Origin of the sequence: Enterococcus malodoratus, from assembly GCF_027659535.1 — a bacterium.
In the GTDB taxonomy this organism is placed as follows: domain Bacteria; phylum Bacillota; class Bacilli; order Lactobacillales; family Enterococcaceae; genus Enterococcus_A; species Enterococcus_A malodoratus.
The window spans coordinates 169,561-193,723 of sequence record NZ_JAQDPG010000008.1 but is presented as its reverse complement, the minus strand read 5'-3'; the positions used below and the strand labels follow the sequence as shown (position 1 = coordinate 193,723).

The following is a 24,163-nucleotide window of genomic DNA, read 5'->3' as shown; positions in this document are numbered from 1 at the left end:
ATGACACAAGAGTATTTAACTGTAAGTGCTCTGAACAAATACATTAAACGAAAATTCGATGTTGATCCCTATTTAGAGCGGGTTTATTTGACTGGGGAAATATCCAATTTTCGTATGCGGCCAAACAACCATCAATACTTCAGCCTGAAAGATGAGCGTTCAAAAATCAACGCTATTATGTTTAAGGGGGCTTTTCAAAAACTGAAATTTACTCCTAAAGAAGGCATGAAGGTTTTGGTTGTAGGACGTGTAGCTTTATATGAAGCTAGCGGAATGTATCAAATTTATATTGATCACATGGAGCCTGATGGTGTGGGAGCGTTGTATCAAGCCCTAGCTGAATTACGTGAGAAGTTAGATAAGGAAGGGCTGTTTTCACAGCCAAAGAAACCTTTACCGCATTATCCAAAGCGAATTGCAGTGATTACCAGTCCTAGCGGTGCAGTTATTCGGGATATCATTACAACGGTGAAGCGTCGATATCCTATCGCGCAGTTAGTTTTGTTTCCAACGCTAGTGCAGGGAGAAAAAGCTGCCGCTGATATCGTCAAAAATATAAAAAAGGCTGAATCGTTGGATTTTGATACGATGATCATTGGCCGCGGCGGCGGATCGATTGAGGATTTATGGCCTTTTAATGAAGAAGTTGTTGCACGAGCGATTGCGGCTTCTCCAATTCCAATCATCTCATCCGTTGGTCATGAAACGGATACGACTATCGCGGATTTAGTTGCAGACGTACGAGCAGCGACTCCAACAGCTGCAGCAGAATTAGCAGTACCAGTTTTATCCGAAGAAATTTTGCGAATCAAAGAAAAACAAGCACGGTTAGAACAGGCCTTTTTACACCAGCTGCAAAGAAAAAAGGAACGTTTTGAACGACTACAGCAATCATATATTTTTAGACAGCCAAATCGATTATATGAAGCACAAAGTGTTCAACTAGATCGGTTGACGCAGCAACTGCAACAAAACATGACTGTTTTAGTTAATCAACGAGAACGAGAATTGATGCAATATAGAAATCGTTTGGGACAATCAAATCCTATAAATCGTGTAAAACAAAGCGAACAGCAAATGACTTATTTGCAAGAACGACTACAGCAGCAGATGCAAGGGTATTTAGAAAATCAACAGCGGCGAGTGCAACAAGCTATCACGTCTCTCGATTTATTAAGTCCGCTGAAAACGATGGGACGTGGGTTTACTTATACGACCCAAAAGGATCACGTAATCCGTTCAGTGAAAGACTTAAAGGAAAAAGAAATAGCCGTTCATTTTGTTGACGGCACCGTTAAGGCATCAATTTTAGAAATCGAAGAAGGAGAAAAATAATGGAAAATACAACCTTTGAAGAATCAATTGCACAATTAGAAACTATTGTGACACAGCTTGAACGCGGCGATGTCCCTTTAGAAGAGGCTTTGGAAGCTTTCCAAAAAGGAATGGTTTTGAGTAAGCAATGTCAAGATACTTTAACTAAAGCTGAAAAGACCTTGACCAAAATGATGAGTGAAGATGAAGAAGTACCATTCACAGGTGAGGAGGAAGCCTAAATGCTGAAGGAGCTTTCCGCTGAGGAGTTACCTCGAGTTGAAAAAGAAATTGTCGATTTCATCAACACGTATACCACACATGAAGAGTTGAAAGAAAGTATGCTTTATTCAATTGAGGCAGGCGGAAAACGAATTCGCCCACTAATCGTTTTAGCAACCGTCAAGGCATTTCAAAAAGAATTATCGGTACCTGTTCGTCAGATAGCAGGTGCATTGGAGATGATCCATACATATTCGTTGATCCACGATGATTTGCCAGCAATGGATAATGATGATCTACGTCGCGGCAAGCCTACTAATCATAAGGTTTTCGGTGATGCTTTAGCCATTTTAGCTGGGGATGGCCTTTTAACAGGTGCCTTTCAACTAATCAGTGAAACGACACTAAGCCCAGCTGAAAATGTATTATTGATCCAACTCTTGGCTAAGTCTTCAGGGATTGGCGGAATGGTTGCCGGGCAAGCAGGTGACATGGCTGCTGAGAAGCGGCATGTACCATTAAACGACTTGAAATTGATACATCGCGAAAAGACTGGGGCACTTTTAACCTATGCTTTCGTTGCTGGTGGAATTTTGGCTAACCAAACAGAATATGTGATCCAACTTCTTGAGAAACTCGGCGGACACATCGGATTAGCTTTTCAAATTCGGGATGATCTTTTAGATGTTGTTGGTAATGCGGAAGAGCTGGGGAAACAAGTTGGACAGGATGAAAAATTAGATAAGAGCACTTATCCTGGATTGTTAGGTCTTGATGGTGCCAAACAAGCACTAACTGACGAATTGAGACAAGCTAAAGCAGTAGTCCAACAATTAGCCAAAACCACAGACTTTCAACCCAAAGTTTTTGAAGAATTATTGGCACTTTTTACTTTAAAAGAATGATTCTTTGAGTGAATGCAAGTCTATCTATGCAGGAAATAATTAATTCAGTGGTTTGCACGAAAAGATTTGGTATGGTGACATGCATGATATCTGAAGATCCTTTAAAGAATGAATACCTTAAAATGAATTAGGAGAAACAACATGAAAAAAGAACGTGTCGATGTATTAGCATTTAATCAAGGGCTATTTGAAACTAGAGAAAAAGCAAAACGCGGTGTAATGGCTGGATTAGTGTATGATCAAAAAAATGAACGTCTAGATAAACCTGGTGAAAAGATTTCGATTGAGACTAAACTTCAAGTCAAAGGTCAAAGCTTAGCGTATGTTTCTCGTGGAGGGCTGAAATTGGAAAAGGCTCTCAAGGATTTTGATGTAGACATTGATCGGAAAATTTTATTAGATATTGGTTCTTCTACTGGTGGATTTACTGATGTAGCATTGCAAAATGGTGCAACTTTAAGCTATGCACTAGATGTTGGCTACAATCAATTGGCATGGAAACTTCGGCAAGATGAGAGAGTTGTAGTGATGGAGCGAACGAATTTTCGCTATTCCAAGTTAGAAGACTTTCAACAAGGGCAGCCGGATTTCGCAACAATTGATGTTTCTTTTATCTCGTTAAAATTAATTTTGCCGCCGTTACATGAAATATTGACTAAAGACGGTGATGTAGTTGCGTTAATCAAGCCGCAATTCGAAGCAGGAAAAGAATATGTTGGAAAGAAAGGAATTATCAAAGATCCGAAGACACATTTGATGGTACTAGAAGAAATTACGAACTTTGCTACAACACACGGGTTTGATGTAAAAGAAATAACGTTTTCTCCGATCACCGGTGGGGAAGGGAATATTGAGTTCTTAGCTCACCTGAAAAAAGCGTCTAAAGAAGGTACTTTAAATCCAAAAATTGATCTGGCAAATGTTGTATCAGAAGCTCATCAGCAATTAGATAAATAAATGGAGGAGAAGGAATGCGGAAACAAGAACGACACCGTATTATAACGCAACTACTCAATGAGTATGATGTGAAGAAGCAAGAAGATTTTGTGGCGATTCTAGGACAACAAGGGATAACAGTAACGCAGGCTACGATTTCACGGGATATCAAAGAAATGAAGTTGATAAAAGTTCCAGCGCAAAATGGCGGCTACCGCTATAGTATACCTCGTAAAGAGCAAGAAGACGTGGACGGGAAATTAGCTGATCTTTTGAAAGAGGCCGTGATTTCAGTAGATCAAATGGAGAAATTCATTAATGTGAAAACACTGCCCGGCAATGCCTCAGCTTGTGCCAATTTATTGGAAAAGCAATTTGCAAAAGGCCTATTTACAACTTTGAATGATGATGACGGCGTTTTGATGATTGCACGAACGGATGAGGACGCTAGAAACATTCAACAGGAAATTGCTGAAAAAAGTCAAAATAATTAATAGTATGTATCAGAAGAAGTAAGATGTTTATTCAGCTTTTTATTTTTTTGCTGCATTTGCTGTAATTTAGAAATAGTTGTTTGTAGAAAAAATAGTTACAACTAATAGGAATAAGGAGAATACAAAATGTTGCAAGAATTGACAATCAAAAATTTTGCGATCATTTCTTCGTTACATTTAGGTTTCACTGATGGAATGACGGCTTTAACCGGCGAAACGGGTGCTGGGAAATCGATTATTATTGATGCGGTCAGTTTGTTGGCAGGTGCTCGTTCTTCGATTGAGTATATTCGTCAGGGCAGTGAAAAATGTTTGGTAGAAGGTCTATTTGATTTGCCAACCCAAAAAGAGTTTCAGGTATTGATGGAAGAACTTGGAATTGAGGTCGACGAAGCGGGGTTGATTGTTCAACGAGATCTAAATGTCTCAGGAAAAAGCGTCTCTCGTGTAAACGGCAGAATCGTCACGTTGGCTAATTTGCGTAGAATCGGACAATTTTTGGTCGATATTCAAGGGCAAAATGACCATCAAGAATTGATGCATCCAGACTCTCATTTACGTTTATTAGACGGTTTTGGTGATGCAGTTTTTCAAAAGACTAAAATGGCTTATCAAATGGCTTACCAAAATTACACAACCTTGGCAAATCAGGTAAAAAAATTCAAACGAAATGAACAATCTTTTGTGCAACGGATTGATATGCTGACCTTTCAACAAGAGGAGATAGGTAATGCAGAACTTTCTCTTGGTGAGGAAGAGCGATTACTAGAAGAACGTGGAAAGCTTATGAACTATCAAAAAATTGTTGATAGTCTTTCTTACAGTTACCAAGCAATGGCTAGTGAAGAAACAAGTTCTTTAGATATGATTGGTTCTGCCAGTCAAGAGCTCCAAACGATTGCTTCATTAGATAAAGACTATGAAAATATTTCTGACAATGTACACAGTGCTTACTATCTATTACAAGATGCTGTAAGTGAGATTGGACGTCAGTTAGATTTGTTGGAGTTAGATGAAGAGCGACTCGACTTAGTGAACGAGCGTTTGGAATTGATTCATCAATTGAAACGAAAATATGGCGATTCTATAGAGGTCATATTGAGCTACTATGATCAGATCAGCCAAGAACTTTTGACCTCGGATTTTTCGGGTGATAAGTTGGAAAAGCTTGAAAAAGAATTAATAGATAGGGAAATAAAATTGCAGGGCTTGGCAGAAAAGCTGCAGCTAGCACGTAAAAAGATGGCTCAAAAGTTAGAAACTGCGATCCAACATGAATTGAAAGACTTGTATATGGAGAACGCTCGTTTTGAAGTGAAGTTCGGCGAGAATAATTTTACATCGGAAGGAATTGACGAGGTAGAGTTTTACATCACAACGAATCCTGGCGAACCGTTAAAGCCGTTAGTCAAAGTCGCCTCTGGTGGAGAAATTTCACGAGTTATGTTGGCGTTGAAGACGATTTTCTCAAAAACACAAGGGTTGACCAGCATTGTGTTTGACGAAGTAGATACTGGTGTAAGTGGACGTGTTGCTCAGGCGATTGCCGATAAAATTTTTCAAATAGGCCAAAATTCACAGGCACTTTGTATCACCCATCTTCCGCAAGTAGCGGCCAAGGCTGATCAGCAATTGTTCATCAGTAAGGAAGTAATTGATGGACGTACGTTGACTAGGGTGGAAGAATTATCGGAGACGGAACGGATAGAAGAAATCGCTCGCATGTTAGCAGGAACCGAAATTACAGACTTGACTGTCAAGCATGCAAGAGAATTATTGCAATTGGCAAAAAAATAGCCGGAGCATTTGCTCCGGCTATTTGCTTACATAATACTCAGTAAACTACTCAAGACTAAAGAACCGATTGTTAAAATTAACATGGTCCAAATAACAATCTTTGTAACTTTAGAAAATGTACTAGTGGATTTTTTGTTATTCATGATGTCACCATCCTCAAAGAAATTTCAAATTCATCATACTCCATTTATTAGAACTCCGCAAATAACTGAAAAAAACTTTTAAAAAATACTAAGAAATCTTTTCGCACCAATATTGCGAATTCAATTGTTAAAACTTGCTAAATCCTTTATATTTTAAATGAATTGAAACACGAATGTAACGATAATGCAGTATAGTGAAGGTAGTAGTTTGAAGAGGAAGGACTGTGTTTGTTGGCATCATTTTCACCAGTATTGTTGTTATGGTACATTTTTCCGATTATCGTCTTTTTAGCGTCTGATTATATCGTAACAACTTTTAAATTAAAACAACGTTTCAATTTGAAAACACCGGATATTACAGTGCCATTTTTAATTGTTGGAATGCACGAAATATCGAAAAGTATCAGTTCGTTTTCAATTTTACCATATTTTTTACTAACTATTCTATTATTGGGCATTAGTGTCGTGGTTTTTCAAGCGTATCGCTATCGTGAAATCATGTATGGTCGTTTTTTCAAAATGTTTTGGCGTTTAACATTTTTACTATCAGTTTTAGTCTATTTTATTTTGATTATCACTAGTGTTATTAATGCCTTATAATTGAAAAAAACTCTAAAAAAACTCTGTATTATTCGGATATAGCTTGATAAAACAGTATGGTTAGTGAAGGTCAAAAAAGTGTTATTTTTGTTTTTTACAAAATGTGGTAGATTGTGGGGGATTGTGGTAGACTAAACTCATGCGGTGGTAAAAAGGGGTGGAGTCTAGATGTTCATGGGAGAATTTCAACATAATATTGATGCAAAAGGTCGATTGATCGTTCCATCAAAATTACGTGAACAATTAGGCGAGAAATTTGTTGTTACCCGTGGAATGGACGGGTGTTTGTTTGGATACCCTTTAACCGAATGGAACGAACTAGAAACAAAATTGAATGAAATGCCGCTTTCTAAGAAAGATGCGCGTGCATTCGTACGTTTCTTTTACTCCGCTGCTACTGAGTGTGAAATAGATAAGCAAGGACGAATTAATATTCCTGTGTCTTTGCGCAGTCATGCCTCGCTTGAAAAGGAATGTGTGATCATTGGCGTAGCCAATCGAATAGAAATATGGGATCAATCACGTTGGAATGAATTTACGAAAGAAACAGAAGCTAGTTTTGATGACATTGCAGAAACAATGGTCGATTTTGGATTTTAGAGAAGAGGATTATCAATGACAGACTTTCAACATACAACCGTTTTGCTTCATGAGACAGTTGATGGTCTAGCAATCAAACCAAACGGTATTTATGTTGATTGTACATTAGGCGGGGCTGGACATAGTGAGTATTTACTGAGTCAGTTAAACGCAAATGGACATCTTTATGCTTTTGATCAAGATCAGAATGCAATCGATAATGCGAAGATTCGCTTAGCTAAATATGTCTCAGAAAATCAGGTGACCTTTGTTAAAGCTAACTTTAGAGAGCTTACTACTGAACTGAATAGTTTAGGGGTAACAGAAGTTGACGGAATTCTGTATGATCTTGGTGTTTCATCACCGCAACTTGATGAAGCAGAGCGTGGGTTTAGCTACCACCAAGATGCACCATTGGACATGCGAATGGATCAAGATGCACCATTAAGTGCTTATCAAGTTGTAAATGAGTATTCTTATCACGAGTTAATAAAAATTTTCTTTCGTTACGGCGAAGAAAAATTCTCCAAGCAAATCGCTCGATTGATCGAGCGCAGACGCGAGGAAAAACCTATAGAAACAACGGGTGAATTAGTGGACGTAATCAAGGAGGCCATTCCAGCTCCTGCAAGACGAAAAGGCGGACATCCTGCTAAACGCGTTTTCCAAGCCATTCGTATTGCTGTAAATGATGAATTAGGTGCAATCGAAAGTTCTCTTGAGCAGGCGATTGATCTATTAACAATTGAAGGAAGGGTTAGTGTAATTACCTTTCATTCATTAGAAGATCGTATTGTAAAAACGATGTTTAAAGAATTCAGTACACCGAAGGACATGCCTCCAGGCTTACCTGTGGTTCCTGAAGAATTTCAGCCAGTGCTAACATTGGTTAATCGAAAACCAATCATTCCTTCTGAAGAGGAATTACATGATAATAATCGTGCGAGAAGTGCGAAATTACGAATCGCCGAGAAAGTGAAGAAAGGATAGGAATTATGGCAGAATTAAAAAACAATCAACAGTTCCAATTTGATTCTCAGCAAGAAGAGATTCACCAAACGCCAGATTCTTTCAAAGTCTTCGTTTCTCCTGGTGATCGTTTAAAGAAAATCACACGAGTTGAAAAATTTGCTGTGTTGGCTTTCTTAGTGATGCTGGTTGGTCTATCAATCGTGATGGTCAACTACCGGAATGAAATCAGCAAAACCCAGAATGAAATTACTAGTATTCAAACTGATATTGATGCAAAAGAAAAAACAGCGACACAATTGCAACAAGAAAAGAGTGAATTATCTCGTTCTGATCGTTTGAAAGAAGTAGCTGAAAAGGCTGGTCTTTCGATCAATGATGCGAATTTAAGGAAAGTGAAGTAAATGAGCTTTAAAAGGCTAAAAAGAAAAATCCGAAAAAAGAATTTGACTCCGATGAACAATCGCAAAAAAGTAGGCGTTATTTTGTTTGCTACGAGTATTGGATTGTTCTTTTTGTTTGCCGTTCGTATGATTTACGTTGTGGCAGGCGGTCATGTGGCAGGTACCTCGTTGAAGGCTAAGACGGAAGAATTGTATCACGGTGGTCAGGTCGTCAAAGCTAAACGTGGAACAATATATGATCGTAACGGGGAAGTAATCGCTGAAGATGCGACATCTTATTCTGTCTACGCGATTCTCTCTGAAAGCTATGTTTCAGGAAAAGAAAAATTGTACGCACAAGAGAAAAATTTTGACGAATTGGCCTCTATCTTACATAAGTATCTAGGAATTAAAGAAAAGTCAGTTTTAAAAACGTTGAAGAGCGGTATAAATAGTGATGGAACTAGTAAGTATTACCAAGTTGAGTTTGGTAACAAAGGGAAAAACATCTCGGAAGAAACCAAGCAAAACATAGAAGATGCAATGAAGAAGGCTAAGGTACAAGGATTGTATTTCACAGAACATACGGATCGGATGTATCCTAATGGTAATTTTGCCTCTCATTTTATTGGTTATGCCCAGCCGGATAAGAAAGAAGAACTCGTTGGAATGATGGGTGTCGAGGCTGCTTATGATGATGTTCTAAAAGGTAAAAACGGGAAAGTTGTTTATCAAAAAGATGAAAATCAACGTCCGATTCCCGGTAGTGTTGCAGAAGAGAAGAAAGCGGTAAATGGAGAAGACATTTATACGACTTTAGATGCTGGACTGCAAAGCTATTTAGAAACGCTGTTAGACAAAGTTAACTCTGAGTCCAAACCAACTGAAATGACTGCGACATTAATGCAAGCAAAAACAGGGGACATACTCGCGATGTCTCAACGTCCGACATTTAACCCTGAGACTAAAGAAGGCTTGGGTGAATCTGATGCATGGCGAAACTTCTTAATAGAAGATAGTTATGAACCAGGTTCGACGATGAAAGTCTTCACGACGGCGGCCGCAGTCAACGAAGGTGTGTTTAATGAAAACGAGAGCTATATGTCTGGCAAAATTCAAGTTGCCGATGCGACTATCAATGATTGGGACTTGGGTAAAAAAGGAATATTGACGATGCGTCAAGCTCTTTCTTGGTCTAGTAACGTTGGGATGGTTAAGCTGGAAGAAAGATTAGGTGATCGTTGGCCAGAATACGTAAAACGTTTTGGTTTTGGTCAAAGTACCTACTCCGGTTTGCCTGGAGAGTCAAAAGGAACATTACCGACGAGCAATATCGTCGACCAAGCAATGAGTTCTTATGGACAAGCAATTGGGGTAACAAATTTCCAAATGATGCGTGGTTTCACTGCTGTAGCAAATGATGGAAAAATGCTGCAACCTCATTATATAGAGAAAGTTTCCAATCCTAATACAGGAAAAGAAATTATCACAAAACCGGAAGTTGTTGGAGAACCCATAACGGCTGAAACGGCTCAAAAAGTACGTGAGTATATGAGAGATACCGTTGAGAGTGAAAACTATGGTTCTGCTTACGATCAATATAAGGTTCCCGGTTATCATATTTCTGCTAAAACTGGTACTGCGCAAATTGCAAGTGGTGGTACTTATCTTACAGGTGACACAAATTATATCTATTCGATTGCATTGATGCTACCTTCAGAGGATCCCGAATATATTTTGTACTTGACGCTTAAACAGCCTCAAGAAAATAAGGAAGGCATTCTGGGAGAAATCGCGAATCCATTACTAACTCGTGCAATGGAATTCCAAAATAATACTTCTGATTCCTCAGATGAAGAAAGTAATACAAAGGTTACGGTAGAGGATTACCGGAATCTCTCAACTTCCAAAGCTGCGGCTGATGCTAACAAACGTGGAGTGACGGCAGTCGTTGTTGGTGATGGAGAAAAAGTAATCAAACAATCTGCGAAGCCAGGTGAAAAAGTCATGGCGAACGAGCACTTGATCTTGTTAACGGATGGTAAGAAAGAAATGCCTGATGTTCGAGGCTGGTCAAAGGCAGATATCTTAAAATTGGCGAATTTGTTAGATATTGACGTAACCTTTAAAGGGGACGGCTATTGTACGAAACAAAATATAGCGCCTTACGCAGAAGTATCGAAAAAGAAATTGAAAATTACGTTAGGTTAGGACTGGAGAGAAAAAAATGCAACCGGCACAACTATTTATCGCTTTTGCCAGTAGTTTCGCAATTACTGTCGCAGGGATGCCTTTTATAATTGGTTATTTTAGAATGAGGAAACAAGGACAAGAAATTCGCGACGAAGGTCCGAAATGGCATAACTCCAAAGCGGGTACGCCTACAATGGGCGGACTAGGATTTTTAGCCGCTGCTGTCATCACGACTATTTGGTTTAGCTTGTGGACACATAAAATGACCACTTCTTTAATGATCTTAGTATTTGTTCTATTGTTGTATGGGATCATCGGTTTTTTGGATGATTTTATCAAATTAGCGAAGAAGCAAAATGAAGGATTGACTTCAAGTCAAAAATTCATCGCACAAGTTGTCGTAGCGATTATCTTCTATGTTGTTTATCGGATGGAAGGTTATCCTAATACATTGAATTTCTTTGGGATTGATTTACCGCTGAACATTCTTTATGGCTTGTTTGTGATTTTTTGGCTGGTTGGTTTTTCAAATGCAGTAAATCTTACCGATGGAATCGATGGTTTGGTGTCAGGGTTAGGAACAATCTCCTTTGCGACATACGGAATTATCGCATGGAATCAACAGCAGTATGAAGTATTGATCGTCTGTTTAGCTGTAATGGGCGGCTTAGTTGGCTTCTTTCCTTACAATAGAAAACCAGCAAAGATCTTTATGGGAGATGTAGGGTCTCTGGCTTTAGGTGGGTTGTTGGCAGCTGTGTCAATCATATTACACCAAGAATGGACTCTGTTGCTAGTTGGGTTAGTTTACATTTTTGAAACAGCAAGCGTGATTATTCAAGTCACTTCCTTTAAAATGACAGGTAAGCGTGTTTTTAAAATGTCACCACTGCATCACCATTTTGAAATGTCCGGTTGGTCGGAGTGGAAGGTCGACACGGTGTTTTGGGCAATCGGCCTCATTGCTTCCATTATTGTTTTATTGATCGTACTGTAGGAGATGACTAGGAAATGAAACAAATTAAACAATATGAAAATGAAAAAGTATTAGTATTAGGATTAGCGAAGAGCGGATTTAGTGCGGCCAAGTTATTAAATGACTTGGGCGCATTTGTTACGGTCAACGATGGAAAACCGTTTGAAGAAAATCCTGAAGCTCAAGAGTTATTGGAACAGGGTGTTCGAGTAATTACAGGTCATCATCCAATTGAGTTACTGGATGAGGATTTTTCATTGATGGTAAAAAATCCAGGAATTCCTTATGATAATCCCTTAGTAGCGAAAGCTGAAGAATTGCATATCCCAATTTTGACCGAAGTGGAGTTGGCTTACCAAGTCGCAGAATGTCCAATCGTTGGTATCACTGGAACGAATGGCAAGACGACAACTACTACCATGATCGGTCTATTGTTGAACCAAGAACGTTCAGCAGGGAAAGCACATTTAGCTGGAAATATTGGTTTTCCTGCTAGTGCTGTGGCTGCTAAAGCAATGGCAGAAGATGATATCGTTATGGAACTCTCTAGTTTTCAATTAATGGGAATAAAAGACTTCAAGCCACAGATCGCTGTTATTACTAATATTTATGAGGCACATCTGGACTACCATAAAACACGTGAAAACTATGTAGCGGCTAAATGGTCGATTCAGGAAAATATGACCGCAGATGGTCATCTAATTCTAAATTGGAATTCTAAGGAATTACAAGAAATGAGCCAACAAACTAAGGCGCAAGTTATTCCTTTTTCAACAAAGGAAAAAATTGCTAATGGGGCTTATTTATTAGACGGTGGTTTATATTATGAAGAAGAAAAAATCATGGAGGCTGCTGAACTGGGTGTACCAGGTGCACACAATATTGAAAATGCGTTAGCAGCAATCATCGTTGCAAAACTAAAAGGTGTTTCTAACGAAGGAATTCGAACAGCATTGAGCAATTTTCATGGTGTACCACATAGAACTCAATACGTGGATACAATCAACGGACGAAAATTTTACAATGACTCGAAAGCAACGAACAGTTTAGCTACTGAAATGGCTTTAAGCGGTTTTGATAATGACCGTTTGATTTTATTGGCCGGTGGCTTAGACCGTGGAAATGGGTTTGATGAATTGATTCCGGCTTTTGAAGGGGTCAAGGCTGTCATTCTGTTTGGCGAAACGAAGGATAAATTGGCTGATACTGCAAGGCGTGCCGGGATTCAAACAATTATTATGACCTCAAATGTTGAAACGGCAGTTCCTTTGGCCTATGAACAAAGTGAGGCCGGTGATAATATTTTGTTATCCCCTGCAAATGCAAGTTGGGATCAGTATCCTAACTTCGAAATTCGCGGAGATAAATTTATGCATGCTGTAAAGCAATTAGAAAAGTAGGGAAATGAAATGAGAATACTTGTTACAGGCGGCGGCACGGGTGGACATATATATCCAGCCTTGGCATTTATCCGCTACGTACAAAAGATCCAGCCTGATTCTGAATTTTTATATGTAGGTACTCATCGTGGGTTGGAAAATAAAATCGTGCCTGAGACAGGCATCTCTTTTAAAACAATCAAAATTCAAGGGTTTAAGCGGAAGCTTTCGCTCGATAATATCAAAACGGTTCAATTATTTCTTGAGAGTATCAAGCGGTCAAAAGAAATTCTGCGAGAATTCAAACCCGATGTCGTAATTGGAACGGGTGGTTATGTTTCTGGATCGGTGGTTTATGCAGCCGCTCGGATGAAGATTCCGACGATTGTTCATGAACAAAATAGTGTTCCAGGTATGACAAATAAATTTTTAAGTCGTTTTGCTGACCGAGTGGGAATTTGTTTCCCTGATGCAGCTCAATATTTTCCAGAAAGCAAAACTGTCTTAGTGGGCAATCCAAGAGCACAAGAAGTTGTGACTAGTGGCAAATCGGAAGTTTTGGAGCAATATGGTTTATTACCAGATATTCCTACCGTATTGATTTTTGGAGGAAGCCAAGGAGCTCTTAAAATCAATCAAGCAGTTATTCAGGCACTACCCAAATTTTCACAAAAAGATTATCAGGTTCTCTACGCATCAGGTGATCGGTACTATAACGAAATAAAAGAGAAATTCGACGTAGAAAAAATCAACCGAAATTTATCATTGCAACCGTACATTAAAAATATGACTGATGTTATGGCAAATGTTGATTTATTGATTGGACGTGCCGGTGCAACGTCAATCGCAGAACTTACAGCTTTGGGATTACCGGCAATCTTGATCCCAAGCCCATATGTGACAAATGACCATCAAACAAAGAACGCTCAAAGTTTGGTTAATGCTGGTGCTGTAAAAATGATTCCAGATGCTGACTTAACGGGTGAGAGTTTGATAGATGCAGTAGATGAAATTATGAACGACTCTGAAAAAAGAGAGGCGATGGCGAAAGCCTCCCGCCAAGAAGGAATACCGGACGCGGCGGAACGTCTATGGTCATTGGTAAACGAGATCGTCGGATAATTTTTGGAGGTGAGGATCATTAGTCGTGAAGAGTTTCCAGAAGAAAATAAGGAGCAGCAAGAAGAACAAAAACCAAAACAAGAAAATTTGACTCCATGGCAATTAGCAAACATGGAATACTTAAAACAAAAAAATCTTGAAAATGGTGAAGCTGAGCCATCACAAGTACCACAGAAAAATCCTGAACAATCTGTCGAAACGGCAAGCACTAATGAATCTGTCATTGAAAAAAAGGAAGAACCTAAAAAGCCAGATTCAGAAGTGGTAGATGCCGTTATTGAGGAAGATGAGACAGAAGCGGTATCCAATGGACCAAAAAATGGCTCCTTTTTAGACCGATTACCGAATATCAGACATGAACGCAATCGTCGCCTCTTACGCAGAACTTCCATTCTGATCGGATTATTTTCGATACCTGCTGTGTTACTATTGTATTATATTTCGCCGTTGGGTAAGCTGGGCGGAGTGAGTGTAAAAGGCAACGAGAATATTTCGGCAGAAGTAATAGAAAAAGAACTCAATTTTACTATTGGCGATAATCTTTGGAGTCAGTATTTTGATCGTGAAGCGAATGTAAAACGATTAAAGAAACAGGAGCTGCAAATTGAGAACGCGGAAGTTCACATTGACGGTCTCAATAGTTTTGAAGTGAAAATCAAAGAGTATCCTGAAGTTGCCTATTTGGAAAGTGATGGGAAGTATTCTCCGGTTATTTCAAATGGAAAAATTATTCCAATCGAAGTCCCAAAAAATAATGGTGATTTGCCTATCTTAGAAAGTTTTACGGGTTCGAAACGAATTCTAAAGGTATTAGAAGGGTATAAAAAATTATCCGGAGAAGTAAAACAGGGAATTTCTCAGATAAAATACGCACCAACGAGTGAAAATAAAGAACTATTGGAAATTTTCATGAATGATGGAAATAAAGTTCTGGTAAGTATCAATGATTTGGGAGAAAAAATGAAATATTATCCCCAAATCGCTAAACAAATGAATGACAAACAAATTAAAGGTGTCGTAGATATGGAGGCTGGGATATACAGCTATCCATACGATGAAAAATCCGATACAGAGGATGCGACACAAAACTCGACAGATCAATCTGGAACGGCTGTTGGAAATGATTAAATTTATTACAAGAAAATGTTGAATCTTCTTTTTCATTCTAGGCAAAATGTGTTAAAATTGAAGGCAGTGAATTACTTGCAAAAAATTATATTTCATGCTTAACAGTAACTTAAAATATTAAATCTGAATAAAGCATTTATTTGAAAATAGGAGGGAATCCCATTCATGGCAAAAGCAGGAATGTATGTAGGCCTTGATATCGGGACAACATCGATAAAAGTTGTTGTTGCCGAGTACATCGATAGCCAAATGAATATCATTGGTGTTGGAAACGCAAAATCAGAGGGAATCAACCGTGGGATTATCGTAGACATCGATAAAACAGTACAAGCGATTCAACGGGCAGTAAAACAGGCCGAGGAAAAAGCTGGGATTCAAATTAAAAGTGTCAGCGTAGGATTACCTGCCAACTTATTAGAAGTTGAGACTTGTCAGGGGATGATCGCTGTTAACAATGAGTCAAAAGAGATTATGGATGAAGATGTTCGTAATGTCGCTTCAGCAGCAATGGTTCGTTCTGTTCCTCCTGAAAGACAAATTGTTGCGCTATTACCTCAGGAATTTACTGTTGACGGTTTTGAAGGAATTAAAGACCCAAGAGGAATGATCGGCGTTCGTCTTGAAATGTTCGGTTTAGTCTTTACTGGTCCTAAAACAATCATTCATAACATTACAAAATGCGTAGAAAAGGCAGGGTTATCTGTTGCTGAAACAGTGATTACATCCCTAGCTTTAACAGAATCGACATTATCTGATGGTGAAAAAGATTTTGGAACGATCGTAATTGATATGGGTGGCGGACAAACTACAACGGCAGTTATGCACGATAAACAATTGAAATTCACTCACGTAGATCAAGAAGGTGGAGAGTTCGTTACAAAAGATATCTCCATCGTTTTAAATACATCATTTAATAATGCAGAAGCTTTAAAAATCAATTATGGGGATGCGTATCCTAGCCGTACATCAGCTGATGAGGATTTTCCAGTTGATGTCATTGGGAAGACAGAACCAGTGAAAGTTGATGAACGGTATTTAGCTGAGATTATCGAAGCTCGGTTAGAACAAATTTTCCGTAAAGCAAAAGAATCTTTAGATGAGATTGAAGCACTTGATTTGCCGGGCGGAGTTGTTTTAACTGGTGGAGCTGCAAGCTTACCGGGCGTGGTCGACTTGGCCGAAGATATTTTTGGTACGACAGTTAAATTGCATGTGCCAAATCAAATGGGCTTGAGAAATCCGGTCTTTACAAATGTCATCAGCATCGTCAATTATTCAGCTGAATTAAGCGATGTTTACCATTTGGCGAAATCAGCTGTTACGGGTGAAAAAGTATCTTTATCTTCTTCACCACAGACAAATGCAGTATCAACAGCACCTGTATACGATGATTACGAAGCATCAAATGATTATGAAGAAGAAACAAAACCAAAAAATGAAGAAAAAGTAACCGGGAAGATTAAAGACTTCTTCTCTAATATTTTTGACTAATCTGTAGGAGGAATAAAAAACATGGAATTCTCAATAGATAACAATATTAACGAAGGTGCTGTTATTAAGGTTATCGGTGTTGGCGGTGGCGGTGGCAATGCCATCAACCGTATGATCGAGGAAAACGTCAAAGGCGTTGAGTTCATCGCATCAAACACTGATGTACAAGCCCTTAAAAATTCAAAAGCAGAAACAGTTATTCAATTAGGCCCTAAATATACTCGTGGTTTAGGTGCTGGATCACAACCTGAAGTTGGTCAAAAATCAGCAGAAGAAAGTGAACAAGCAATCCAAGATGCCTTAGAGGGTGCAGACATGGTCTTCATTACAGCCGGCATGGGCGGAGGTACTGGTACGGGTGCTGCTCCGATCGTTGCGAAAATCGCTAAAGACCTTGGCGCGCTGACAGTTGGTGTAGTTACACGCCCATTCAGCTTTGAAGGACCAAAACGTGGTCGTTTTGCTGCAGAAGGTATCTCATTATTAAAAGAGAATGTCGATACGTTATTGATCATTTCAAATAACCGTTTACTTGAAGTTGTTGATAAAAAGACTCCGATGCTTGAAGCATTCCGTGAAGCAGACAATGTCTTACGTCAAGGGGTTCAAGGTATTTCAGACTTGATCACTGCTCCTGGTTATGTGAACTTGGACTTCGCCGATGTGAAAACAGTGATGGCTAATCAAGGAACTGCCTTGATGGGTATCGGTGTAGCAAGTGGTGAAGATCGTGTAGTTGAAGCAACGAAAAAAGCTATTTCATCTCCATTATTAGAGACATCAATCGATGGAGCAGAACAAGTACTATTAAATATTACTGGCGGCTTAGATATGACGCTATTTGAAGCACAAGATGCTTCTGACATTGTTGCAAGTGCGGCAACAGGCGATGTAAATATCATCTTAGGTACATCAATCAGCGAAGAATTAGGCGATGAAATTCGCGTTACAGTAATTGCGACAGGAATTGATCCAACAAAAAAGGAGCGTAAGGCTACACGTAATACACAACGTGCTAGTCAAATCCAATCAGTTCCGCAAAAGCAAAATTTAGATATTGAGCCTGCAAGAAATAATGAAGGCCAATCTGCTTTTGGTGAATGGGATATTCGTAAAGAAGAAAACATCCGTCCAAAGGTTGAAGAAACGCAATTTGATAACATCGAAAAGAAAGAGTTCGAAACTTTCAATCGTGAAGAAGTAAAACCTGAAAAAGACGAAGAACTTGATACACCACCATTCTTTCGCCGTAGAAAATAAGAGGGGGAGAGCACATGATCGCTGAAAACTTGCATAGAATCGAGCAAGAGATTCAGGAGTCGTGTGCTCTTGTTTCACGTAACCCGGAAGATATTACCATGGTTGCGGTGACCAAGAGTGTCGACTCCAATGCAGCAAATGAACTCGTTGAATTAGGTGTAACAGATTTAGCAGAAAATCGAGTAGATAAGTTACTTGAAAAAAAGCAAAGTCTTTCGCAAAATCAACAGATTAAATGGCATCTTATTGGCAATTTACAGCGTCGCAAGGTAAAATTGATTATAAATGAGATTGATTACTTTCATGCATTAGATAGTTTACGTTTGGCACAAGAAATTCAAAAACGTGCAGAACACCAAATAAATTGTTTCATTGAAGTAAATGTTTCGGGGGAAGAATCAAAGCATGGTATCCAGCCAAAGGAGCTTCCTTCCTTTATCGAAGAGTTAGAAGGATTAGATAAGATAAATGTGATCGGCTTGATGACAATGGCTCCTTATGAGGCTAGTCAGCAAGAGGTTCGCGATATTTTTTCTACCTTGAAACTGCTTCAAGAAAGTATGAAAAAATTAAACTTGCAGTATGCGCCATGCACAGAATTGAGTATGGGAATGAGCCAAGACTTCAAAACGGCAATTGAAGAAGGTGCCACCTTTGTTCGAATCGGAACGGCACTATTTAGGAAAGGTTAGGTAAAGTTAATGGGAATTAGTCTAGCAAAGATCACTGATTTTTTTGGTTTAGCAGATGATGACATGTATGAAGAAGTAGCAGCGCCTGCACCAAAAAAGCAGGTTAGCCGCCCAGTAAGCACGCCTAAGAAAAAAGAACGCGTGACGGCACGTCCTATATACCAAAAACAGGAACGTCCAAAGGAAAAAACTCAGCCAGTGGTGAATAGTCAACCGACGAATAGACGGGCTGAGAATGTAGTAAAAAAGGCAGAAAGTATGCCGAAGAAAAATGAAAAAGTAGTCTCTATGCCAAACAATAACACTCGGGCACAACGACTTGCACCAAGGGTGGAAGAAAAGAGAAAAGACCGTATTTCAGTAGTTGAACCAAGAGCCTACAATGAAGCGATGACTATCGCAAAACGAGTGGGTCAAGGTGAAGTGGTCCTGATCAACTTCCAATCTCTAGATGAAATGAAAGCACGCCGCGTCGTAGATTTTCTAACCGGCGCAGTCTTTATGATCGATGGTGATATCAAACGTGTCGGAAATGAAATGTTTTTATGTACACCAACGAATGTTGAAATTACCAGCTCTACATTGAGTTCTATGGTTGATGACGACATTTATGGATTAGAAATGTAAAGGAGCCGCTTATTTGGAACTGATTATTACACTTTTTAATATTTTGAATCGATTGGTTTATCTCTATACGATTCTTTTAGTAGTTTACGCATTGATGTCATGGTTCCCAGGAGCTTATCAATCGAGATTTGGCCAGCTTTTAGGTCGAATCTGTGAGCCCTTTCTTGATTTGTTTCGACGTTTGCCTTTACAATTTGGCGGAATCGATTTTTCAATTATGGCAGCTATCTTAGCATTGAATATTGCGATGGAGGTTTTACAAAAAATTCTGATTAATCTTATTTATTAAGGAGGTGGCAATATGAATGCAAATGTCTATCAACATTTTAGACCGGAAGAGCATCCATTTGTTGAAAGTGTTGGCGATTGGTTAGAACAAGTTGAAAGCCAATATGCTCCTTATTTAACGAATTTTTTAGACCCTCGACAGGCATATATATTGGAAACTTTGATTCGTGAGAACAGCGAATTGAAATTCTCGTTTTATGGCGGATATGAAAATGCGGAACGTTGTCGTTGTATGATTTACCCAGATTATTATGAACCTCAATTAGATGATTTTGAGTTAGTAATGATTGAGATCAATTATCCGCAGAAGTTTACCGAGCTTTCTCATGGGAAGATTTTGGGAACACTGATGAATGCGGGAATCAAGCGAGACTATTTTGGTGATATTATTTCTGACGGTGATCGTTGGCAAATTTTCTTAGCAAAAGAATCCGCTAGTTATATCGAGAATCAAGTAACTAAAATTGGACGTGTAACCGTTCATTTAGAGGAACGTCCGTACACAGATATCATTATTCCCAAGGATAGTTGGGTCGAAGAAACTACGACGGCTACTTCACTGAGATTAGATGCGATTATTTCAACCGTTTATAATATCTCACGCCAACGTTCAAAACAGTTAGTTGAAGCTAATAAAGTTAAAGTAAATTGGTCGGTTAATGAACGGCCGGATTACTTACTTGATTTATTAGATGTTATTTCTGTTCGTGGATTCGGACGAATTCAAATTCAAGGTCTAGAAGGAAAAACAAAGAAAGAAAAATTTCGTTTGCGCTTAGGCGTTTTGCGAAAATAAATTTATGAGGTGAACAAAAAAATGGCATTAACTCCATTAGATATTCAAAACAAAAGTTTCTCCACCAAGATGCGTGGTTATAATCAAGATGAAGTCGATGATTTTTTAGATATGATCGTCCGTGACTATGAGGACAGTATCGCAAAAAATCGTGAATTAGAAAAATCACTGAAACATTCAGAAGAAAAGCTGGAATACTTCAATGAATTGAAAGAAGCTTTGAATCAATCAATCGTTGTAGCGCAAGATACTGCTGATAAGGTTAAATCTTCAGCTAGCAAGGAATCTGAAGTGATTGTTACGTCCGCTCAAAACCGGGCAGATGAACTAATCTCTAATGCAATGCAAAAAGCGAACTTGTTAACGACAACAGCTGAAGACAAAGCGAAAGAAATCTTAACTGATGCAACTTCTAAAGCACGTCAATTGGCTGCTGAAACAAATGACTTGAAGAAGAAAACACGTGTGTTCCACCAACAATTACTATTGTTGTTAGAAACACAAATCGATCAAGCGCGCAGCGGCGATTGGGAAGAAGTGCTTAAGCCAATGTCTTCATACGTTGGTGATGGACATGAAATTCTGAAGGAAGTTTTAGCGAACGAACTTGACAATGATGCTTCGCTTGCAGTAGACTCAGGTGAACCAATCATCACTCCTGAACCTCAAGATGAAGATATGGGATTAACGATTGATATTCCTGAATTGATTAAATCAGACGAAGATTAAGCTATCTAGAACAGAAAAGCTGATTAGATTCTTTTAGCGAGCCGATGACAGTGAAAGTTCGGCAGACCCTCTAATCGGAAAGATCCTCTAGATCATTTGATTGTGAACTATATAATAGTAGCAATCAACGCGTCATTGCGTTAAAGATGGTTAGAGGAAACTTTTTGAGTTTCAAATTTGGGTGGTACCACGACAAGCTCGTCCCTTAGCGGATGCGCTTGTTTTTTTGTGTAGAAATATTTTTAAAGGAGACGATCAATAGTGAAGACAAAAGAAACCCTTCAACTAGGAAAAACCGGCTTCCCAATGCGCGGTAATTTACCAAACCGCGAAGGTCAATGGGAAAAAGAGTGGGAAGAAAATAAAATTTATGAGAAGCGCCAAAAATTAAATGAAGGAAAACCAACCTTTGTTTTACATGATGGCCCTCCCTATGCTAATGGGAATATTCATATTGGACATGCTTTAAATAAAATTAGTAAAGATATCATTGTTCGTTCAAAATCTATGACTGGATTTCGTGCACCGTACGTCCCTGGTTGGGATACACATGGTTTGCCAATCGAGCAGGTTTTAGCAAACAAAGGAATCAAGCGTAAAGAAATGACGATGGCTGAATATCGTAAAAAATGTGAAGAGTATGCATTGTCACAAGTTGATAAGCAACGAGAAGATTTCAAACGTTTAGGAATTGCTGGTGAATGGGAAAATCCTTACGTGACTTTGACGCCTGACTATGAAGCTGCTGAGATTCGTGTTTTTGGTAAGATGGCTGAAAAAGGGTACATTTATAAAGGATTGAAACCAATCTATTGGTCACCATCAAGTGAATCATCATTAGCAGAAGCTGAAGTTGAATATAAAGACGTGAAATCTCCTTCAATTTTTGTGGCTTTCAAAGTCAAGGATGGTAAGGGCATTTTAGATACAGATACTTCGTTTATTATCTGGACAACAACACCATGGACATTACCAGCGAACCAAGGGATTTCGGTAAATCCGGCTTATACCTATATTGTTGTAGAAGAAGCTGATAAAAAGTATGTTATTGCGAAGGATCTATTAGAGACGGTCGCTAAAGAATTGGACTGGGAAGATCCTAAGATCATTAAAGAGGTTTCTGGAAAAGATCTTGAATACATGACAGCACAACATCCATTTTACGATCGTGACTCATTAGTTGTTTTAGGAGATCATGTCACATTGGATGCTGGGACTGGATTGGTTCATACGTCACCTGGGCACGGGGAAGATGATTACTTTGCTTGGAAAAAATATAGCAACGATATTATCTCACCTGTTGATGATCGCGGGGTAATGACAGCTGATGCACCAGGGTTTGAAGGAGTATTTTACGATAAAGTCAATCCTATGGTCACAGATCTATTAGAAAAAAATGGCGCATTGTTGAAGTTAGAATTCTTCACGCATAGCTATCCGCATGACTGGCGGACGAAAAAACCAATTATTTATCGTGCGACACCACAATGGTTTGCTTCGATTGATAAATTCCGTCAAGATATCTTAGACGAAATTGAAAAAGTAGATTGGATCATTCCGTGGGGCAAAACACGTCTGTACAACATGATCCGCGATCGCGGCGACTGGGTTATTTCTCGTCAGCGTGCGTGGGGTGTACCGCTGCCAATCTTCTATGGAGAAGATGGAGAAGCAATCATTACACCAGAAACAACGGAACATGTAGCGCAATTATTTGCTGAGCATGGATCAAATGTCTGGTTTGAACGGGAAGCAAAAGACTTATTACCTGAAGGCTTTACCCATCCAAGTTCACCAAATGGCGAATTCACTAAAGAAACTGATATTATGGATGTTTGGTTTGATTCTGGTTCCTCACATGAAGCAGTCTTACGTCAACGTGAAAACTTAACGTTCCCAGCTGACATGTATTTGGAAGGTTCTGACCAATATCGCGGCTGGTTCAACTCAAGTATCACAACAAGTGTGGCAATTAATGGTGTGGCTCCATACAAATCTGTTCTTTCTCAAGGCTTCACTTTGGATGGAGAAGGCCGTAAGATGAGTAAATCTTTAGGCAATACAATTGTTCCAGATAAAGTAATCAGACAGATGGGTGCGGATATTTTACGTCTATGGGTCAGCAGTGTTGATTACGAGGCTGATGTACGAGTATCGATGGATATTTTGAATCAGGTTTCGGAAGTTTATCGTAAAATTCGGAATACAATGCGTTTCTTATTAGCGAATACCACGGACTTTGAACCTAAAGAACATGCAGTAGCTTACGAAGAATTGCGTTCAGTTGATAAGTATATGCTTGTACGCTTAAATGATGTCGTTAAAACGATTCGTGAAAGCTATGATAAATATGATTTCACGCAAATCTATAAAACCGTTGTGAATTTCTTGACGGTTGATTTGTCTTCATTCTACTTGGATTTTGCGAAGGATGTTGTGTACATTCAAGCAGAAGACAGCTACGAACGTCGTTGCATGCAAACAGTCTTCTATCAAGCGGCTGTAGCATTGACGAAATTGTTGACACCAATCATTCCTCATACGACTGAAGAAATCTGGACATATTTGAAAGAGGAAGATGAATATGTTCAATTAGCGGAATTGCCTAGCTATGAAGAATTCCCTAACCAAGCCGAATTGTTGGATACGTGGAAAGCCTTTATGGATTTCCGTGATAAAGTGTTGAAAGCTTTGGAAGAAGCACGTAACGAAAAAGTGATTGGGAAATCTTTAGAAGCGAAAGTAACGATTTATCCAAATGAGCAAGTTGCGGCGATGTTAACAGCGCTAGATGCAGACCTTGCACAATTATTGATCGTATCACCAGATTCATTCAGCATTTCGAAAGAGGAGACACCAGAAAATGCGATGGTATTTGATGATGTAGCCATCTTAGTAGAAAAAGCTGACGGCGAAGTTTGCGATCGTTGCCGCCAAATGCGAACAACGGTTGGTGAAGATGAAAAATTACCAACTTTATGTGCTTCATGTGCGCATATCGTAGAGGAAAACTATCCTGAAGCTGTAGCCGAAGGATTGGAATAAAAGTATCTATATATAATAGAAGGAACCCGAGTCGAATTGTCGGCCCGGGTTTCTTTGTGTAAAGAAAAGGCTGAGAAGTTCTCCCAGCCTTAAAC

The 24,163-nt window shown here is 39.0% G+C and carries 24 protein-coding genes and 1 other annotated feature; of the genes, 23 read left to right on the top strand and 1 reads right to left on the bottom strand.

Features of this window, described 5'->3' with window-relative positions:
• From xseA to recN, 6 genes are all read left to right on the top strand, one after another.
• On the top strand, positions 1–1,335 hold the full coding sequence (xseA, locus tag PGP85_RS14345; RefSeq protein ID WP_270328156.1) for an exodeoxyribonuclease VII large subunit: 1,335 nt from the start codon (positions 1–3) through the stop codon (positions 1,333–1,335).
• The gene (locus tag PGP85_RS14340) at positions 1,335–1,556 is read left to right on the top strand and encodes an exodeoxyribonuclease VII small subunit (RefSeq protein WP_010740497.1); all 222 of its coding nucleotides are present in this window, start codon (positions 1,335–1,337) and stop codon (positions 1,554–1,556) included. Before xseA ends, PGP85_RS14340 begins: the two co-directional genes overlap by 1 nt.
• On the top strand, positions 1,557–2,441 hold the full coding sequence (locus tag PGP85_RS14335; protein ID WP_270328154.1) for a polyprenyl synthetase family protein: 885 nt from the start codon (positions 1,557–1,559) through the stop codon (positions 2,439–2,441).
• Between the two features lie 141 nt (positions 2,442–2,582).
• Positions 2,583–3,398 (top strand): TlyA family RNA methyltransferase, encoded by an 816-nt coding sequence (locus PGP85_RS14330; protein WP_270328152.1) that lies wholly within the window; start codon positions 2,583–2,585, stop codon positions 3,396–3,398.
• Between the two features lie 14 nt (positions 3,399–3,412).
• Positions 3,413–3,871, top strand: coding sequence for an arginine repressor (locus tag PGP85_RS14325; RefSeq protein ID WP_090402001.1), 459 nt, complete (start codon positions 3,413–3,415; stop codon positions 3,869–3,871).
• 126 nt (positions 3,872–3,997) lie between these two features.
• Entirely contained in the window at positions 3,998–5,668 is a 1,671-nt protein-coding gene (gene recN, locus PGP85_RS14320; RefSeq protein WP_270328150.1) for a DNA repair protein RecN, read from the top strand.
• A gap of 26 nt (positions 5,669–5,694) precedes the next feature.
• On the opposite strand, the gene PGP85_RS14315 is transcribed toward recN, so the two are convergent.
• Entirely contained in the window at positions 5,695–5,811 is a 117-nt protein-coding gene (locus PGP85_RS14315) for a DUF4044 domain-containing protein (protein WP_010740492.1), read from the bottom strand.
• 228 nt (positions 5,812–6,039) lie between these two features.
• On the opposite strand from PGP85_RS14315, the gene PGP85_RS14310 reads away from it, so the two are divergent.
• From PGP85_RS14310 to ileS, 17 genes are all read left to right on the top strand, one after another.
• Positions 6,040–6,411, top strand: coding sequence for a DUF3397 domain-containing protein (locus PGP85_RS14310; protein ID WP_034709415.1), 372 nt, complete (start codon positions 6,040–6,042; stop codon positions 6,409–6,411).
• Positions 6,412–6,579: 168 nt separating this feature from the next.
• Positions 6,580–7,011, top strand: a complete 432-nt coding sequence (mraZ, locus tag PGP85_RS14305) for a division/cell wall cluster transcriptional repressor MraZ (RefSeq protein WP_010740490.1) — start codon at positions 6,580–6,582, stop codon at positions 7,009–7,011.
• Positions 7,012–7,026: 15 nt separating this feature from the next.
• On the top strand, positions 7,027–7,980 hold the full coding sequence (gene rsmH, locus PGP85_RS14300; RefSeq protein ID WP_010740489.1) for a 16S rRNA (cytosine(1402)-N(4))-methyltransferase RsmH: 954 nt from the start codon (positions 7,027–7,029) through the stop codon (positions 7,978–7,980).
• A 5-nt stretch (positions 7,981–7,985) separates the two neighbouring features.
• Positions 7,986–8,363: a cell division protein FtsL gene (ftsL, locus tag PGP85_RS14295; protein ID WP_178981913.1), complete on the top strand. Its 378-nt coding sequence runs from the start codon at positions 7,986–7,988 to the stop codon at positions 8,361–8,363.
• Positions 8,364–10,553: a penicillin-binding transpeptidase domain-containing protein gene (locus tag PGP85_RS14290; protein ID WP_010740487.1), complete on the top strand. Its 2,190-nt coding sequence runs from the start codon at positions 8,364–8,366 to the stop codon at positions 10,551–10,553. It begins immediately after the preceding gene.
• A 16-nt stretch (positions 10,554–10,569) separates the two neighbouring features.
• Positions 10,570–11,532 (top strand): phospho-N-acetylmuramoyl-pentapeptide-transferase, encoded by a 963-nt coding sequence (gene mraY, locus PGP85_RS14285; RefSeq protein ID WP_010740486.1) that lies wholly within the window; start codon positions 10,570–10,572, stop codon positions 11,530–11,532.
• A gap of 14 nt (positions 11,533–11,546) precedes the next feature.
• The gene (gene murD, locus PGP85_RS14280; protein ID WP_010740485.1) at positions 11,547–12,911 is read left to right on the top strand and encodes a UDP-N-acetylmuramoyl-L-alanine--D-glutamate ligase; all 1,365 of its coding nucleotides are present in this window, start codon (positions 11,547–11,549) and stop codon (positions 12,909–12,911) included.
• Between the two features lie 9 nt (positions 12,912–12,920).
• Positions 12,921–14,012 (top strand): undecaprenyldiphospho-muramoylpentapeptide beta-N-acetylglucosaminyltransferase, encoded by a 1,092-nt coding sequence (gene murG / locus PGP85_RS14275; protein WP_010740484.1) that lies wholly within the window; start codon positions 12,921–12,923, stop codon positions 14,010–14,012.
• A 3-nt stretch (positions 14,013–14,015) separates the two neighbouring features.
• The gene (locus tag PGP85_RS14270) at positions 14,016–15,140 is read left to right on the top strand and encodes a cell division protein FtsQ/DivIB (RefSeq protein WP_408639901.1); all 1,125 of its coding nucleotides are present in this window, start codon (positions 14,016–14,018) and stop codon (positions 15,138–15,140) included.
• A gap of 165 nt (positions 15,141–15,305) precedes the next feature.
• Entirely contained in the window at positions 15,306–16,631 is a 1,326-nt protein-coding gene (gene ftsA, locus PGP85_RS14265) for a cell division protein FtsA (RefSeq protein ID WP_090402013.1), read from the top strand.
• A gap of 21 nt (positions 16,632–16,652) precedes the next feature.
• Positions 16,653–17,891, top strand: coding sequence for a cell division protein FtsZ (gene ftsZ / locus PGP85_RS14260; RefSeq protein ID WP_010740481.1), 1,239 nt, complete (start codon positions 16,653–16,655; stop codon positions 17,889–17,891).
• Between the two features lie 14 nt (positions 17,892–17,905).
• Entirely contained in the window at positions 17,906–18,583 is a 678-nt protein-coding gene (locus tag PGP85_RS14255) for a YggS family pyridoxal phosphate-dependent enzyme (RefSeq protein ID WP_270328144.1), read from the top strand.
• 9 nt (positions 18,584–18,592) lie between these two features.
• Entirely contained in the window at positions 18,593–19,210 is a 618-nt protein-coding gene (gene sepF / locus PGP85_RS14250; protein ID WP_178981928.1) for a cell division protein SepF, read from the top strand.
• Positions 19,211–19,223: 13 nt separating this feature from the next.
• Entirely contained in the window at positions 19,224–19,499 is a 276-nt protein-coding gene (locus PGP85_RS14245; RefSeq protein WP_010740478.1) for a YggT family protein, read from the top strand.
• Positions 19,500–19,511: 12 nt separating this feature from the next.
• On the top strand, positions 19,512–20,294 hold the full coding sequence (locus PGP85_RS14240) for a YlmH family RNA-binding protein (protein ID WP_010740477.1): 783 nt from the start codon (positions 19,512–19,514) through the stop codon (positions 20,292–20,294).
• A gap of 21 nt (positions 20,295–20,315) precedes the next feature.
• Positions 20,316–21,023 carry a DivIVA domain-containing protein gene (locus PGP85_RS14235; protein ID WP_010740476.1) on the top strand — a complete coding sequence of 236 codons (708 nt, stop codon included), beginning with the start codon at positions 20,316–20,318 and terminating at the stop codon, positions 21,021–21,023.
• Positions 21,024–21,025: 2 nt separating this feature from the next.
• Positions 21,026–21,232, top strand: a binding site (T-box leader).
• Between the two features lie 52 nt (positions 21,233–21,284).
• The gene (gene ileS, locus PGP85_RS14230) at positions 21,285–24,068 is read left to right on the top strand and encodes an isoleucine--tRNA ligase (protein WP_270328141.1); all 2,784 of its coding nucleotides are present in this window, start codon (positions 21,285–21,287) and stop codon (positions 24,066–24,068) included.
• The last annotated feature ends 95 nt before the right edge of the window (positions 24,069–24,163 follow it).